The following is a 15,104-nucleotide window of genomic DNA, read 5'->3' as shown; positions in this document are numbered from 1 at the left end:
CTCAAGCAAGCATGATTAGGGGGATATATGGAGTCGTTGAAGGTCAAGGATTATATGAATGTGCGTCCGGTGACATTCGAACCGAAGATGTCTCTTTCCAAAGCGCTGGACAAGTTACTTTCTGCCAAGCAAATCGGCGGTCCTGTGGTTGATGAGACACGTAAAGTGGTCGGTTTCTTGTCTGAACAAGATATGATCCATAAATTACTTAAAGTGGGTTACTACTGTCAGGATACCCATACCGTCGAAGAGTGTATGCGTGCAGACGTATTAACTGTCTCTCCTGAAGATTCGATTATCGAGCTAGCGGATACCATGGCGGGTCAAAAACCCAAAATCTATCCGGTGGTAGAAAACGGTCATCTGGTTGGGGTGATCACTCGCCGCGATGTGCTTACGGCGATCAGTAACCAAATTGGTGACTGCTTCAAACACCCGGTGTAATGTTAAGTGAACTGACAATACCAAGAAAAGGCGCTGTGTGCGCCTTTCTTTGTATCCCCCTTACCCTAAGTGTTTCATAAGCGTTGCTAGGAGAGCCAGTGCCGCAGCCGTCTCAATCCCCTAAAGAAAACACTAAACCGCCTCCTCAGGCAGACAAAGACGCCAAGTTTGTCACCGGCTCACCCATGAAGCACATTGTGGTGATGTCTGGTACCGGGGCGGTTGGCTTGATGGCACTGTTTCTGGTCGACCTGCTCGACATGTTCTTCATCAGTTTGCTTGGCGAAATAGAGCTTGCTGCGGCAATCGGTTTTGCGGGAACCTTGGTTTTTTTTACCACCTCGGCATCTATCGGTACGTCTATTGCGACGGGGGCGCTGGTCTCAAGGGCATTAGGCGCTAACCAACGGGAAAAGGCACGGGTCGTGACGGTAAATGTCATGATCTTCGCGGTTATCTTCAGTGCGGTGTTGGTCTCTTTCGTTCTTGACAATTTACCGTCTTTGCTCGCGATGATTGGGGCTAAAGGGGCTGTCGCTGAGGCTGCAATGGATTACCTGACGATATTGATGCCCAGCGCTCCCGTTGTTGCTGTGTCAATGGCAGCAGGCGCGGCACTCAGAGGCATAGGCGATGCTCGCCGCTCCATGTACGCAACCATCATAGGTGGGGCGGTTAATGCAGTTCTCGATCCTTTATTTATCTTCGGCTTCTCAATGGGGGTTGAAGGCGCGGCAACGGCTTCAGTTTTTGCGCGTGTGGCTGTGATGGTCTTTTCAATTCATGCGGTGATTGTCCACCATAATTTGCTTGCCCGTCCAGCAATTGGTTCGTTTCTGTCATCTTTATTACCCATTTGTGCCATTGCGTTTCCGGCGATTCTAACCAATACCGCGACCCCGATAGGCAACGCTATCGTGACCAGTCATATTGCACAGTTTGGTGAAAGCTACGTGGCAGGCTACGCTGTGATAGGCCGGATCATGCCAGTGTGTTTTGCCTTGGTCTTCTCATTATCTGGGGCAATCGGTCCGATTATCGGGCAGAATTTTGGTGCTGGCCGGTGGGATCGTATTCTCCGTTCGCTTTCTGACGCCCTGAAGTTTGTCACTGGCTATTGTGTGGTGGTTTCAGTGTTGCTGTGGTTAGGGCAGGATTGGCTCATTGCGGCATTTAGCCTGGAAGAGGATGCCGCGAGTCTCGTCTCGGTATTTTGTACTCTGATTGCCATTACTTTTATCTTTAATGGCGCCATGTTTGTTGCCAATGCGGCCTTCAACAACCTTAACCGCCCCACGTGGTCGACAGCACTGAACATGGGTAAAGCCACTTTAGGGACTATCCCATTTGTTTGGGTGGGCGGTAAGTTAGGCGGCGCGGAAGGCGTGTTGTTGGGGCAGGCAGCGGGAACCATCGTATTTGGTATATTCAGCGGCATGCTGGTGGTAAACCAAGTTCGGAAAATGGCTTCAGAACACGAGCAGAAAGAAGAAGAACCTGAAATTCTTGAGCCAAGCGTGCCACTTACTCCGTTTTGCTCCTCTCGGACATATATGGGACATGAGGACGTTATCGATGAGACCTTGGCAACCGATGCAAAGAATTAACAACTTATATTCCAAAGTCAGCCATCAAAAAGAGTTAGATTTCACAGGTTTATTGATCTGCTCCGGTGAAATTTCCTCCCTATAGACGCACAATGTCCCCATCTGGATTTATACCGGTAGACAGAAGCGCTACCGGTGCTGCTGTTGCTGCTGGCTTTTTATTGATGAAAGCGGTTCTTGGCAGTGACAGGCACACAAGATTTTGTGTTTTAAGGGAATAATGTAAACATGCGCCAATATCTAAGGGTGATCATACCCGTCCTCATTCCACTCATCATTCTGATGCTGCCGGCATCAGCGTTTCCTGTCGAAGGGCTGACCGTTGTACAGCAGCGTGTTATTGCGATCTTTTTGCTAGCAGCCTTGTGCTGGGTGCTGGAGCCGATCCCAATTTATGCCACCTCGGTGGTGATCATAGTGCTGGAACTCATGCTGCTCTCTGACAAAGGGCTTTACCTGTTCCGCGGGGCAGAGGGCCAACCGCATTTCGGTGAGCTACTCAGCTACAGCGACATAATGGCAACCTTTGCCAGTCCGATCATCATGCTGTTCCTCGGAGGGTTCTTCCTCGCGATGGCGGCAACCAAGTACCGCCTCGACGTTAACTTGGCGCGGGTATTGCTGAAGCCATTCGGTACCCAGCCAAAGTACGTTATGTTCGGGTTGATGCTGATCACCGCTATCTTCTCTATGTTCATGTCAAACACTGCTACCACCGCCATGATGCTCTCTATTTTGGCACCAGTGATTGCGCTGTTCGGTGCCAAGGACCCGGGTAAAATTGCCTTTGCCCTGTGTATCCCGGTTGCCGCCAACATTGGGGGTATCGGTACCCCGATTGGCACCCCACCTAATGCCATCGCATTGAAGTACCTGACCGGTGATAACCTGATCACTTTCGGTGAATGGATGTTCTTCGGTGTGCCGTTTGTTGCGGTCTTGTTAGTGTTTGCCTGGGTGCTGATCAACGCACTTTATCCAGCGAAACAAGAAAAGATCGAATTGACCATCAAAGGCAAGTTCCTGATGACGCCAAAGGCAATCACTGTCTACGTCACCTTTGCCCTGACAATTATTCTTTGGTTGATGGGCTCAGCCCACGGTATGAACTCTTATACCGTTGCCCTGATCCCAGTGGCAGTGTTCTCGTTGACCGGCATTATCAACAAGGAAGACTTGAAGAAAATTTCATGGGATGTGCTGTGGCTGGTCTCGGGCGGTATTGCCCTCGGCCTTGCTCTGGATCAGACTGGCCTTGCTAGGCTGATGGTGCACAGCATTCCGTTCGACAGCTTCTCGCCATATATCGTATTGGCTGGCTCGGCGTTGCTGTGCTTGGTGATGGCAAACTTCATGTCACATACCGCAACCGCTAACTTGCTGATGCCGATTATGGCCGCCTTGGGGACATCCATGGTGTCGCTGGTGCCATTAGGTGGTGAAATCACGCTGATCCTTGTGGTGACGTTTGCTGCCTCACTAGGTATGTCTTTGCCGATCAGTACGCCACCGAATGCTCTTGCCCATGCGACAGGTCACGTTCAGAGCAACCAGATGGCCCGGGTCGGGGTGATCATTGGGGTTGTCGGTGTGGTATTGAGTTTTGCCATGATCTGGCTATTGCACCTGATTGACCATATCTAAGCATGTCTAAGAAGAGAGTCGCCATGCATCAACCAAAAGCCATGCAGCGGATCATTGATGTCTACTTCTGTGAACCCGCCAGAACTGAAGCGGTCAAGGCGGGCACGCAGGTGTTGATACAAGACGGCTACAACGACAAGCTCTATTGGGTGAAAAAAGGCGAGTTGTCAGGTTACCTCAAGAATGAAGCGGATGTTACGGCCAAAGTGTTCCGGGTTGAGCAGGGGATGTTCTTTGGGGTTCATAGCTTTTTTGCCCAAACATTGATGGCCTCGACCACTGTGGTGGCTGAGAAAGATAGCGAAATTGCTTGGATTGACCTTAAAACCCAGGCCGTTGAGCCGGAAACCTATGGTTCCTTGGCCGAGCAGTTTATGCCTGTCATGGTGCACGAGTTGGCACAGCGTCAGATGATGACCGGGCTGCAGGCCATCGAGAAAGAAAAGGCGCTGCAAAAACTCTATGCCGCTGAGCAGATGACCACCTTAGGGCAATTGGCTGCAGGGATCGCCCATGAGCTGAATAACGCTGTTGGTGTCTTAAGCAGTAAAACCGAAGGCTTGCAGGAAGGGATCTGTCGTTTCTTGGAAGAGAACAAACCGGAAGTCAGCCCGTTCCTCGATTTGGGGATTTGTGATGGGCAGGCGGTTACCTCGGCGCAGGCCCGCAAGCGCGCCAAGCAACTGCAGCAAGACCTTGGCTTGGGAAGGGAGCAAGCTAGGCAGCTTGCCCGTGCAGTGCCTGACGGTGACGTGCCTGCTTATTGGCTGGATAACCTCGGCGAAGCCCTGCAGTACTGGGATATCGGGCGTGATTTGCATGATATGAAGCTCGCTTCTAAGCATGCAGCCAGTATTGTTCGCTCGGTGAAACAGCTGGGCGGCACAGACAATGCCCGCCAGCCGGAGGTTGATGTCAACGATACTATCCATAAATCACTGGCGCTGCTGCAAAGCAACTTGAGGCGGGTCAATGTGGTGTTGCGTCCGGCGGTGCTGCCGACGATGACGGCAAGCACCACAGAGTTGGTGCAAGTGTGGGTCAATATTATCAAGAATGCGTGTGATGCGATGGAGGACACCCCAGATCCACAGATCGAAATCATTACGCGGCATTCGAAAAATCGCTTGCTGATCACTATCAGCAACAACGGGCCGATGATCGATGAAGCGACGCGGCGCAAGGTATTTCAACCCAACTTCACGACTAAGAAAGGTGGGTTGTCGTTCGGATTAGGGCTGGGTCTTTCGATTGTACAGCGGATCGTCAATAGCTATGGCGGCACCATTGCACTGAAAAGTGACCCGGAAAAAACAAAGTTTCGTATCAAACTGCCAATCGCGTAAGGGAATGGTTATGGAAAAACTAAACATCATCTGCGTAGATGATCAGAGGGAAGTACTAAGCGCCGTATTGAAAGATCTGTCACCGTTGAATGACTTCTTTCATGTTGAAGACTGTGAATCAGCGGATGAGGCACTGGAACTGATGGATGAGTTGGATGCCGAAGGCGAGTTCATTGCCTTGGTGATTTCAGACCATGTGATGCCGGGTAAAACAGGTGTTGAGCTGCTAACCGAGATCTCACAGGACTCACGTTTTCACAAAACCAAAAAGGTTCTGCTGACTGGGCAGGCGACGCACCAAGATACAATTGCTGCCATTAACCGAGCTCGCATCGAAAGCTATTTCGAAAAGCCTTGGAAAGCCGAAAGCCTCCTGACAACGGCAAGGAGCTTAATCACCGAATACATCTTTGATATGGGGATGGACTACCAGCCTTGGATGGAAATCCTAGATAACGGCGTGGTGTTTAGGCGGTTGAGTTAATCTGCGGTCTAATAAATAGGCTCTAAATTGCAAGCCTGTTACCAAGTTAGGGAGGGTGAGTGAAGCTCACCCTTTTTTATAGAGAGGGTCCCAGAGCTGGAACCTTTTGCTGGCTAGCGACTGCATCTTGGATAAAAAGGTATGCCCGCCAATAGTTAAACACCCCGCCAAAGAAAAACAGCAAGCTACCGATTAAAAACTGCCACGAGATAAAGTTTGCCAGCAAAGGTGAATTTGCCATGGTTTCCTCATGCCATAGCAGAGGGACCGAGCCAACCGCGAAAAGCACACTTCCCACGATGAAGGTTATTGCCGTTAGGTTCATCAGCTGGGCAATAGGCCGCGAGTTGATCTTTCCAATATTGATAATATTGATCGTTGCGCCGAGGACAAAAAGTAGGCTGCCGACGATGAATAGGCCAGAGCTGAGGGCTTGATGCTGGCTATCGATAAAGGTGGCGATCCTGCCAGCGATATACATCAGTGTCCCTGCTAAGTAGATATAGGTTGCACTGTATTCCAGCCATTTCTCACGGCTTTGTGTTGCTTGGTTGGCCCAATAGCGGTGGGTGTCATAGGTATCATGGCAGTTAATGGTCAGGTAACACAGCGAACCCGCGAAGAACAAGGTTTGTCCCAGCCATGAATAGGTCGCAAAGCTGGGGAAAAATAAAATGCTGCCCACCACAAAGAAGATCCCGCCGAGCTTATACATCACAGCACCGAGAGTCTCCCAGCGAAAGTGGCTCTTGAGATCGGCGTCATGCCGGGTGATATCATGAATGCGGATACGGTTGGTAAATAGGCGTGCCATTAATCGCCCTTATCAGTGACTTTGGGAAGGCGAGGGTAACGGATAGGCAGGGTAACAGGTTAATCGCTTTTGTATGATCACAACCTACTTGAAGGCTGGGGCTGCGATCCTTAGGCGGCAACGATATTGTTTCTAACCAAGCCTCGCCTGATATTTCTGCACATCTTGCCAAAACGTGAGATATCGTCGAAGTCCGGCGAGTCGCCTCTTTCCAGTACGCATTCCCAATAAGACACTTCCGATTCCAGCAACTCCATCAGCTTTTTCGGGCAACCGATACAACTGTTGTCCGGGCCACAGACAAAGGTATCGGGATCATACAATGGCAGCTCTTGCTTTACTTGTTCGATGATCAGTTTCATTGCCGTGCGGCGATCGGGTTTACGAGGCATAAAATGTATTTATCGGGAAGAAGGAGCGAAATTATAGAGGGATTGAGTTGATTGTCCATGACTCGAAAGGGGATATTTTATTTTGTTAATACGATGAACTGCAGCTGAAGAGGCTGGAAATAGATATTTAGCCGTAATGAACACACCGTAAAATCGCCGCTTTTACCTTGACCTTGGACTGTACTCCAAGGTTTATAATTAAAATTATGGCGAGTAAACCATAGTTCATAAAGACAAGGAGAAGGCCATGTGTGCCCAATGCAATAATAAGAAATTACATGTACATGCAGCTAAAGCTGTCGGTCAGCCATCGGTGGTGGTGGAAAACAACAATGTTGAGTCTTGTTGTTCGTCTGGCTCCTGCCAATCCAGTACTGCCCCTTCAGTTTCACAAGAGTCGGATCTATCGCCGGGTGATGACGATCCTGCCTCCGGTGCCTCCCTCGGATTTTCAGTAAATAAAATCACTTCCGCAGAGGTAGCGGCCAAATCGTCATGTTGCAGTTCTGGTAGTTGTTGTGACACAGCTAGCGAAGAGCATACGACCGATGATATTTCCCCTGCCCCTCATAGTAAGACCCTAAGCTGGAAAGTCGGCGGTATGGACTGTCCAAGCTGCGCCAATAAATTAGAAAGGGCTATCAATGGCCTTGAAGGCGTTGCTTCAGCGAAAGTGATGTTTGCCACTGAAAAATTGGTTGTGAATTGCCAATCGGCAGCGATATCCGATGCTATCGTCGCGAAAACCCGGGAAACCGGCTTCCAGTTATTTACTGTTGGTGGGGTATCAGAAGATGAGAAGCCTGCCAACCGGTTGAAAGAAAATCTGCCAGTTTTGATGATTGCCATGATGATGGTGGTCTCTTTCATCGTTAGCAAACAATCAGAGGTTATGGGGTTAGCCGCGTTTACTGCCACGACCTTAGTTGGCCTGTTCCCGATTGCCCGCAAAGCCATTAAGCTTGCGAAAAGTGGTTCGCCATTCTCTATTGAAACCCTGATGAGTGTGGCAGCTATTGGCGCGCTTTATTTGGGTGAAACTGCCGAAGCGGCGATGGTATTGTTGCTTTTCCTTATCGGTGAGCAATTAGAAGGCTATGCATCAGCGAAAGCCCGCAGCGGTGTAAAGGCGCTGATGGCTTTGGTACCGGAAAAAGCCAGCCGTGTATTGGCGGACGGTAGCAAAGAGCAGATCTCGGCGAGTGAGCTTAAGCCGGGCGATATTATCGAGGTGGCACCGGGTGGGCGTTTACCTGCTGATGTCGAATTGATGGATGCGGCAGCCAGTTTAGATGAAAGTGCTTTGACGGGCGAGTCTGTTCCGGTCGAGCGCTTACCGGGTGAGCAAGTGATGGCCGGTGCCTTGGTGGCTGATAAAGTGGTACGCCTGCGGATTATCTCTGAGCAGGGCGAAAACGCCATCGACCGCATCCTTCACTTAATTGAAGATGCAGAATCGCGTAAGGCGCCACTAGAGCGCTTTGTCGACCGGTTCAGTCGCTGGTACACCCCGGCGATGATCGTACTGGCTGCCTTGGTGGTGGTGATCCCGCCAATACTTTTCGGTCAGGCTTGGGATGAGTGGCTATACAAAGGCTTAACCTTGTTGTTGATTGCCTGTCCGTGTGCATTGGTTATTTCCATCCCGGCTGCAATTACTTCTGGTTTGGCTGCCGCAACGCGCCGTGGTGCATTAATCAAAGGCGGTGCTGCATTGGAGCAGCTCGGTAGAATTGAAACCATGGCATTTGATAAGACCGGTACCCTGACCGAGGGTAAACCTGTGATGACAGATATTGTTAGCTGGGACGGTGATGAGCAACGCTTGCTGCGACAATCAGCAGCGGTAGAGATGGGGTCGGCTCACCCGTTGGCCCAGGCAGTCGTTAATGCGGCGAAAGAGCGTGGTTTGAATGTTGAAGAAGCTCAAGAGCGCCAAGCGCTGCCGGGCAGGGGGATCCAAGGCAACACTGATGGCGATATCCTGATGCTGGTTGCGGCAGACCGTTTGCCTGAAGGTGTGGCGCTATCTGCGCAGCAAGTAGAACAAGCTTTCCACCTTGAAGGCGAGGGGAAAACCTTGGTTGTTGCTCTTCGCAACGCAGTACCCGTTGGCTTGATTGCTTGGCGTGATAACTTGCGTGAAGACAGTGCCAAGGCAGTGAAAGCACTTAAGGCCATGGGTATCCATTCAGTGATGCTGACCGGTGACAACCCGCGTGCAGCGGCTGCAATAGCCGGGGAAATCGGTATTGCTTTTGAAGCGGGCCTGTTGCCGGAAGATAAAGTGAAGCATGTGGAACTTGCCAATCAGCGCGCCAATGTTGCTATGGTCGGTGATGGTATCAACGATGCACCAGCCATGAAAACGGCCTCGATTGGTATCGCGATGGGCGGTGGTACTGATGTGGCGTTGGAAACTGCCGATGCTGCTTTGACCCATAACCGCGTTGCTGAGCTGCCAATGATGATCGCGCTATCCAAAGCAACATTGGCTAACATCAAACAGAATGTATTCCTGGCTTTGGGGCTGAAAGGTGTTTTCTTGATCACCACTTTACTAGGCATGACAGGTTTGTGGGTGGCGGTATTGGCAGATAGCGGCGCTACGGCTTTGGTTACCCTAAATGCACTGCGCTTGCTCAAGTTTAAATACAAGGAATAAGGTTAGCCCTGTTCGTTCTGATCAACATTGGTGCGTCGCTTCTATGTGATGCACCAATTTAGACTAAGAGTGTCCATTCTAAGTTTTTTATCACTTCTTTCAGTGGGTTGCCCCTATCTTTTACTATCAATCCATAAAATGACAAACTGTAGAGCTTGGTATTTTTTTTGCATTTAAAACAATAGGATGATGTATATGGATGGATACAATGCAGCTTTCACAGCAAGAAAAGAACTGGCTCCCTATTTTTGGCCCTAACGGTAAGCTGGCGATGCGCAAAGCATGCTGGTTAAACCGGGATAAAATCTCTTACCTTGAAGAGACATTCGACAGTATTTCGAACACGCGGGTAAGACTGCTCCATACTTGGACCGAAACACAGTGGGACTTCCTGCAAGATGCGATGTTCTACCTCGCGACTAAACCGGCACAAGAGCAGCCTAGCGTGTTGGCACAATTGCTAAAACGAAATAATGACTTTTCAGAGCTATTTATCGTCAATGCCGACGGCATGATCACGGCAAGTAGTTTTTCCGCTCATACTGGCCAAACGCATCGCCAACAAGATGCTTTGACTCAAGGATGTGCAAAACAATTTTTGCATGGACCGTATATAGATAAACAAACGTTGGCGCCGGGCGCTTCAAGTTCAAGTTTCCATGATGAAGTCACATTGATGTTCTATCAACCTATAGAAGTGTCAGGCACTTTTATCGGCTGCCTATGTGGCCGCGTTCCGAATGATGTGCTGGGAGATCTTATCCAGCGAGAAGCCGGGCATATCTATAGTGAGTCGGGTGATAACTACATTTTTATGGTGGATTCGAATTTTGACTCGTCAATACAGCCTGGAACAGCCCTTTCTCGTTCGCGATTTGAAGACAGTACGTTTTCTCATGGAGAGAATCTGAAATCGGGTATCGGGACTGACTGGGGTGCAGTCAAGATAGATAAACATACTGAGTTTGAAATCGTCTTCACCGATCCGGCGACCAAGAAGTTGCATCCAGGTGTCAGGGAGACGATTGCTAAAGGTGAAAACCTGTATGTGGAATACCCCGGCTATTCTGACTACCGGCATATTCCGGTAATCGGGAAGGGGGTGACATTCCAGCTTCGCGGCTCTCCCGACCGCTGGGGGATGATGTGCGAAGCCGATTTGGAAGAGGTCTACCGTCACCGCTCCCTTTCCAAGAAACTGAGTAATAAATACGCGCTGATTTGGTTGTTTACCGTTGTGCCCCCATTACTGCTCGCGCACTATATGTCATTGGGGAGCCCGGCTTTAGGCCTGATGATGACCATGTCATTGTTGATTGGCTATGGCGTGTTTAAGTATATGGTTGCCAAGCCAATGGTCAGGCAATTGGAACAAATGACAGGGGTGATCAAAACCATTGCGGAAGGTGATGGAGATCTGAAGCGCCGGCTTGATAGCCAGCAGTTTTATCCTGATGAGACCGGGGATTTAGGGCGGTGGATCAACAGTTTTATTGATAACCTCGAAGGCGTGGTTGGTGGCATTATCTTTGCGTCCAATGAAGTTGAACAGGTGAGTAATTCAATGCTACGCCGCTGTACCGTAGTCGATGATTGCACGGTTCAAACCTCAGGCTCTATTGACTCCCTGTTAACTTTGACCCGCCATCAGCAAACTGAAATCCAAAAAGCAGAGCAATCCGCACAGCAGTTGCAAGAACTGATGCAGAATATGGTCGAGTCGGCACAAGAAGAATATCAACAAGCGGTAAGCAATACCCAGGAAATCAAAGACATCGTTAAAGCGTCGGCAAATAGCGTGAACGAAATTAACGACGAGATGAAGCATATCGAAGAGGTGGTCCGGCTTATTTCTGAAATTACCGAGCAGACAAACTTATTGGCTTTGAATGCGGCTATCGAGGCTGCCAGGGCGGGCGAGCATGGCCGAGGGTTCTCTGTAGTGGCCGATGAAGTGAGGAACCTTGCCACCAAAACATCAACCGCCGCCAACCATATAGGTGAAACGGTAAGTAAGTTGCGGGGCCAATCCAGAACAGCGGTCAGCTATATGGAGCAGGGCGTTCATAATGTCGAGCAAAGCTCGATGATATTGGATTCAAGCCAGCGCAGTGACAAGCTGCAGCAAGCCGTGGACTCTATGTTCCAGACTATTAATGTCATTGCTTCCACCAGCGAGCGGCATAGTGAGACAGCAGAAAAGGCGCAGAATAGTATGTCATCGCTCGAGTTGTCCTCGCAGCAGTTAACACGCCGAACAACTTTGGTGAAAAACTCGATTATTCGACTGCATCAGCTGGTTGATCGGTTCGAAGTCTCTTCGACAAGCTAGCTTACAGCTAACGATAGGCACCTGAAGGTGCCTTTGATTTAAGGCATATTACCGTAAACTATGAAGTGACGCGAAATCTGTTAACAAGCTTGTAGCCCGGAGATTTAACAGGTGAAACTATCTCGCGTAAAAGTAATGGAAGATATTGCAGATGCTGTCACTAACGTGCTAGAAAAGCCTAGCCACGTTAGGGTATAGATATTTTCATTATTGGCCAAGGAGAGCGCCGTGCTTGAGTTAAAAGTCCCGCCTTTATTGTTCAAAACAACAGTTAACCCCTAACGTTTTTATAATGTGAACACTTATCAGAGACAAGGACTTCATGAATACAACGGATGTTATGCATGCTTACAACGAGCATGAAAGAAAAGTGATCAATGCTATTGGTGGAAAGGTCATTGATACGGATGGTGTGATTAAGTTTGTTTCTGACAGCCCTGAAGGAAGCTACATCTCCTATTTTTCTCTCACAGAACAATCCGCCCAGGCGGCGGTAGAAAAGGAGATGGCTTACTTTTACTCACTCGGTAAGCCGTTTGAGTGGAAAACCTATTCTACCGATGAACCGAGCCATATTGGTGAGCTGTTACTTAGCAATGGTTTCGAGCAAGAAGAGTCAGAGTCATTTATGGCGCTAGATCTCTTAGCTGCTTCCGAGCGTGAGGTTGATGAGAGCCGGATTGTTGAAGTCATTGACGCCAAAGGGATCCGAGATGCAGTCAGTGTCCAGGAGCAAGTATGGGGCAGAAATTACGAATGGCAATATGCCCATTTGCTCAATATGAAGACCCAAACCCCAGATGAACTCTCTATCTACGTAGTGTATGAGGATGGCAAACCAGTCACCTCGGCCTGGATAGTGTATAACGCTAAGAGCCCGTTTGCGGGGATCTGGGGTGGTAGTACTATCGCTGAATACCGTGGAAGGGGGCATTATTCGTTGTTGCTCAACAAGCGAATCAATGAAGCCAAAGAGAGGGGCAAACAATATTTGATTATTGATGCTTCTGAAATGAGCAGGCCGATTGTTGAAAAGCATGGCTTTGTGTTTGTTTCCACCACAACGCCGTATGTTTACCAGCCTAAGAGTTAGCTCTTACCGATAAAACTTGGATTTGATTAGGCTTCCTTTATTCAGGGAAGCCTAACAATTACACGTTTTATCCTGCTGCTAGCCATACCCCAACCCCCATCATCAAGGAGCCTGCGATACGGTTTAGCATCTGGACATTGCCGCGCTGCTGCAGGAAACGGCGTAGGGTACGGCCACCACTTGCATAAAGTAGCAAGCAGCTAAACTCTGTGATTAGGATAATAGTGATCAGCACTGATAATTGCGGTACCAGAGTATTGTCGGTATTGATGAAAGGAGGCAAGAGCGAAATCATAAATGCCCAGCCTTTAGGGTTAGCAATGGCAGTAACAAAGCCCTGCATCGCCAGCCCAATTGGGGAGGTATCGACTTCTTCATCGAGGTTATCCGGAATGGCCAACTTGCCTCGAGAGCGCCACATCTGGATTCCCAGCCAGAACAAATAACCGCCGCCGAGATATTTCAAAAGCAAGAAGACAGCTGGGTAGTTCAGCATAATCGCGGCCACGCCGATGACCGAGGCGATGGACACCAGTGCCACACCAATGAGCTCTCCCCACATCATCGGCAGGCTTCTGCGCACGCCAATTGTCATTCCGAGCGTCATAGAAAGTGTCATGCACATACCGGGTGTTACTGAGACGAAAAAGAAAGTGGGAATAAATACAGCCAAAATGGCGAAGTCGATCATCAAGTAACTTCCTTGCAGTTAACTATACTGACTGGGTAGTGCAGTTTTTGGGATAAATAGGCTGTTATTATCTGCTAACTCTATGAGAAAAAATAGTGTGATAAACCGCACGCGCAAACGATTTTTGGTGATCTCAATCACTATTTTATGAAATTTGAAATTCATTGAATTTGGCTTACTGTGACTATGATCACTCAATTGTTGGTTTTAATCAGCTATCGTAATTGCATGTGTTACGAGCACTGTTATGCAGAAACTGTTTATACCCAAATGATTACCAGTAAGTTGCTACAACGCTGGAGTCTTCCTATTGAAGCCATTTGGGTATAAACAAAATGAATCAGCCGCTGGCCTCAATTTCCCTATCAGGCGGCAACAATAGAAAGGATATGATTATGTCTGACAACGCAGTATTCCATTTAGGTGTGAACAAAGCAGATCTTAACGGTGCAGAGCTAGCCATTATTCCTGGTGACCCGGCACGAGTTGAAAAAATCGCTAACCTAATGGATAACCCTGAGTTTCTAGCAAGCTCTCGTGAATACACGGTGTACCGCGCTAAGTTGGATGGTAAGTCTGTTGTTGTTTGTTCTACCGGTATTGGTGGCCCGTCTACGTCAATTGCTGTTGAAGAGTTGGCACAGCTGGGTGTACGTACGTTCCTTCGCGTAGGTACAACAGGTGCTATCCAGCCACATATCAATGTGGGTGACATGATCGTTTCAACTGGCTCTGTACGCCTAGATGGTGCGAGCCTGCACTTTGCACCAATGGAGTTCCCAGCAGTTGCTGACTTTGATGTGGCAACAGCTATGAAAGCAGCTTGTGATGCCGATGGTGCCAAAGTGCACACTGGTGTGACAGCATCAAGTGATACTTTCTACCCAGGCCAAGAGCGCTACGACACATTCTCTGGCCGTGTTGTTCGCCGTTTCCAAGGCTCGATGAAAGAGTGGCAGGAAATGGGCGTATTGAACTTCGAAATGGAATCAGCAACGCTGTTAACTATGTGTGCAAGTTCTGGTCTACGTGCTGGCTGTGTGGCGGGTGTGATAATCAACCGTACTCAGAAAGAGATCCCTGATCACGCGACACTGAAAGAAACAGAAGCGCGTTCAATCAAGGTTGTGGTAGACGCTGCACGTCGTATGCTTGCTGAGTAATTAGCTCTATACCCAATTTATAGAAAGCCAGCTTAAATGAGCTGGCTTTTTTTGTGCGTTTAACCTTTCATTGCAGCCTCTTGCCCCGATATTTCCTCTTCCAAACCTACCGTATTTGCGGATAACAACAGCCAGAAAGTCTTATTTGATCGCTTAAAAAAGGAAGCAGCCTCCTTATAGGCTTGGTGATTGTTAATCTCTAGCAGGACTCTGTGACTAGCTTCGTGAGCGAAGGCTGGCTTTTTTCCGCTATAAACTGCTTGCATAAATATACAGGCTGATTTTTGCACTGCATGAGGCAATATCGATGGGGATTTACTGTTACATAAGAGAAGCTAGCGTTACGTTTGGGCTTTTAAGCCTGTTTATGATGAGTATGGTCGAACCAGCTACTGTGATACCGAGTCCATTAGCGTCGTTATCCTGCAA

The 15,104-nt window shown here is 48.9% G+C and carries 12 protein-coding genes; 9 read left to right on the top strand and 3 right to left on the bottom strand.

What is annotated here, in order from left to right:
- The first annotated feature begins 27 nt into the window (after positions 1-27).
- The 5 genes from R2X38_RS10020 (at position 28) to R2X38_RS10000 (ending at position 5,525) form a co-directional block, all read left to right on the top strand.
- Complete coding sequence (locus R2X38_RS10020; protein ID WP_317522080.1) at positions 28-444, top strand: CBS domain-containing protein; 417 nt, start codon at positions 28-30, stop codon at positions 442-444.
- 203 nt (positions 445-647) lie between these two features.
- Positions 648-2,051, top strand: coding sequence for an MATE family efflux transporter (locus R2X38_RS10015; RefSeq protein ID WP_317522261.1), 1,404 nt, complete (start codon positions 648-650; stop codon positions 2,049-2,051).
- Between the two features lie 228 nt (positions 2,052-2,279).
- Entirely contained in the window at positions 2,280-3,695 is a 1,416-nt protein-coding gene (locus tag R2X38_RS10010) for an SLC13 family permease (RefSeq protein ID WP_317522079.1), read from the top strand.
- 23 nt (positions 3,696-3,718) lie between these two features.
- Positions 3,719-5,041, top strand: a complete 1,323-nt coding sequence (locus R2X38_RS10005; protein ID WP_317522078.1) for an ATP-binding protein — start codon at positions 3,719-3,721, stop codon at positions 5,039-5,041.
- 10 nt (positions 5,042-5,051) lie between these two features.
- Positions 5,052-5,525, top strand: coding sequence for a response regulator (locus R2X38_RS10000; protein ID WP_317522077.1), 474 nt, complete (start codon positions 5,052-5,054; stop codon positions 5,523-5,525).
- 76 nt (positions 5,526-5,601) lie between these two features.
- On the opposite strand, the gene R2X38_RS09995 is transcribed toward R2X38_RS10000, so the two are convergent.
- Both R2X38_RS09995 and R2X38_RS09990 read right to left on the bottom strand, forming a co-directional pair.
- Positions 5,602-6,339, bottom strand: coding sequence for a YrhK family protein (locus R2X38_RS09995; RefSeq protein WP_317522076.1), 738 nt, complete (start codon positions 6,337-6,339; stop codon positions 5,602-5,604).
- 110 nt (positions 6,340-6,449) lie between these two features.
- The gene (locus tag R2X38_RS09990) at positions 6,450-6,731 is read right to left on the bottom strand and encodes a hypothetical protein (RefSeq protein WP_317522075.1); all 282 of its coding nucleotides are present in this window, start codon (positions 6,729-6,731) and stop codon (positions 6,450-6,452) included.
- Positions 6,732-6,978: 247 nt separating this feature from the next.
- Here R2X38_RS09990 and R2X38_RS09985 point away from each other — a divergent pair, with 247 nt between their 5' ends.
- The 3 genes from R2X38_RS09985 to R2X38_RS09975 all read left to right on the top strand — a co-directional run bounded on the left by R2X38_RS09985 (position 6,979) and on the right by R2X38_RS09975 (position 12,821).
- A complete protein-coding gene (locus R2X38_RS09985; RefSeq protein WP_317522074.1) occupies positions 6,979-9,396 on the top strand; it encodes a zinc/cadmium/mercury/lead-transporting ATPase in 2,418 nt (805 codons plus the stop codon).
- Between the two features lie 199 nt (positions 9,397-9,595).
- On the top strand, positions 9,596-11,728 hold the full coding sequence (locus R2X38_RS09980) for a methyl-accepting chemotaxis protein (protein WP_411184951.1): 2,133 nt from the start codon (positions 9,596-9,598) through the stop codon (positions 11,726-11,728).
- Positions 11,729-12,050: 322 nt separating this feature from the next.
- Positions 12,051-12,821 (top strand): GNAT family N-acetyltransferase, encoded by a 771-nt coding sequence (locus R2X38_RS09975; RefSeq protein ID WP_317522073.1) that lies wholly within the window; start codon positions 12,051-12,053, stop codon positions 12,819-12,821.
- Positions 12,822-12,888: 67 nt separating this feature from the next.
- On the opposite strand, the gene R2X38_RS09970 is transcribed toward R2X38_RS09975, so the two are convergent.
- Positions 12,889-13,512, bottom strand: a complete 624-nt coding sequence (locus R2X38_RS09970; protein WP_317522072.1) for a LysE family translocator — start codon at positions 13,510-13,512, stop codon at positions 12,889-12,891.
- 395 nt (positions 13,513-13,907) lie between these two features.
- Here R2X38_RS09970 and udp point away from each other — a divergent pair, with 395 nt between their 5' ends.
- On the top strand, positions 13,908-14,675 hold the full coding sequence (gene udp, locus R2X38_RS09965; RefSeq protein ID WP_107300108.1) for a uridine phosphorylase: 768 nt from the start codon (positions 13,908-13,910) through the stop codon (positions 14,673-14,675).
- Positions 14,676-15,104 lie beyond the last annotated feature (429 nt).

The sequence above is a fragment of the Photobacterium rosenbergii genome (assembly GCF_033022775.1).
GTDB classification, from domain to species: Bacteria; Pseudomonadota; Gammaproteobacteria; order Enterobacterales; family Vibrionaceae; genus Photobacterium; species Photobacterium rosenbergii_A.
The sequence above is the reverse complement of the archived record's forward strand: the minus strand, read 5'-3'. Positions and strand labels throughout refer to the sequence as shown.

Bases quoted from the DNA above. Each gene is read 5' to 3' on its own strand.
- R2X38_RS09990 (WP_317522075.1), bottom strand. From the start codon at position 6,731: ATGCCTCGTAAACCCGATCGCCGCACGGCAATGAAACTGATCATCGAA.
- R2X38_RS09980 (WP_411184951.1), top strand. From the start codon at position 9,596: ATGGATACAATGCAGCTTTCACAGCAAGAAAAGAACTGGCTCCCTATT.
- R2X38_RS09975 (WP_317522073.1), top strand. From the start codon at position 12,051: ATGAATACAACGGATGTTATGCATGCTTACAACGAGCATGAAAGAAAA.
- R2X38_RS10010 (WP_317522079.1), top strand. From the start codon at position 2,280: ATGCGCCAATATCTAAGGGTGATCATACCCGTCCTCATTCCACTCATC.
- R2X38_RS10005 (WP_317522078.1), top strand. From the start codon at position 3,719: ATGCATCAACCAAAAGCCATGCAGCGGATCATTGATGTCTACTTCTGT.
- R2X38_RS10000 (WP_317522077.1), top strand. From the start codon at position 5,052: ATGGAAAAACTAAACATCATCTGCGTAGATGATCAGAGGGAAGTACTA.
- R2X38_RS09970 (WP_317522072.1), bottom strand. From the start codon at position 13,512: ATGATCGACTTCGCCATTTTGGCTGTATTTATTCCCACTTTCTTTTTC.
- udp (WP_107300108.1), top strand. From the start codon at position 13,908: ATGTCTGACAACGCAGTATTCCATTTAGGTGTGAACAAAGCAGATCTT.
- R2X38_RS10015 (WP_317522261.1), top strand. From the start codon at position 648: ATGTCTGGTACCGGGGCGGTTGGCTTGATGGCACTGTTTCTGGTCGAC.
- R2X38_RS09985 (WP_317522074.1), top strand. From the start codon at position 6,979: ATGTGTGCCCAATGCAATAATAAGAAATTACATGTACATGCAGCTAAA.
- R2X38_RS10020 (WP_317522080.1), top strand. From the start codon at position 28: ATGGAGTCGTTGAAGGTCAAGGATTATATGAATGTGCGTCCGGTGACA.
- R2X38_RS09995 (WP_317522076.1), bottom strand. From the start codon at position 6,339: ATGGCACGCCTATTTACCAACCGTATCCGCATTCATGATATCACCCGG.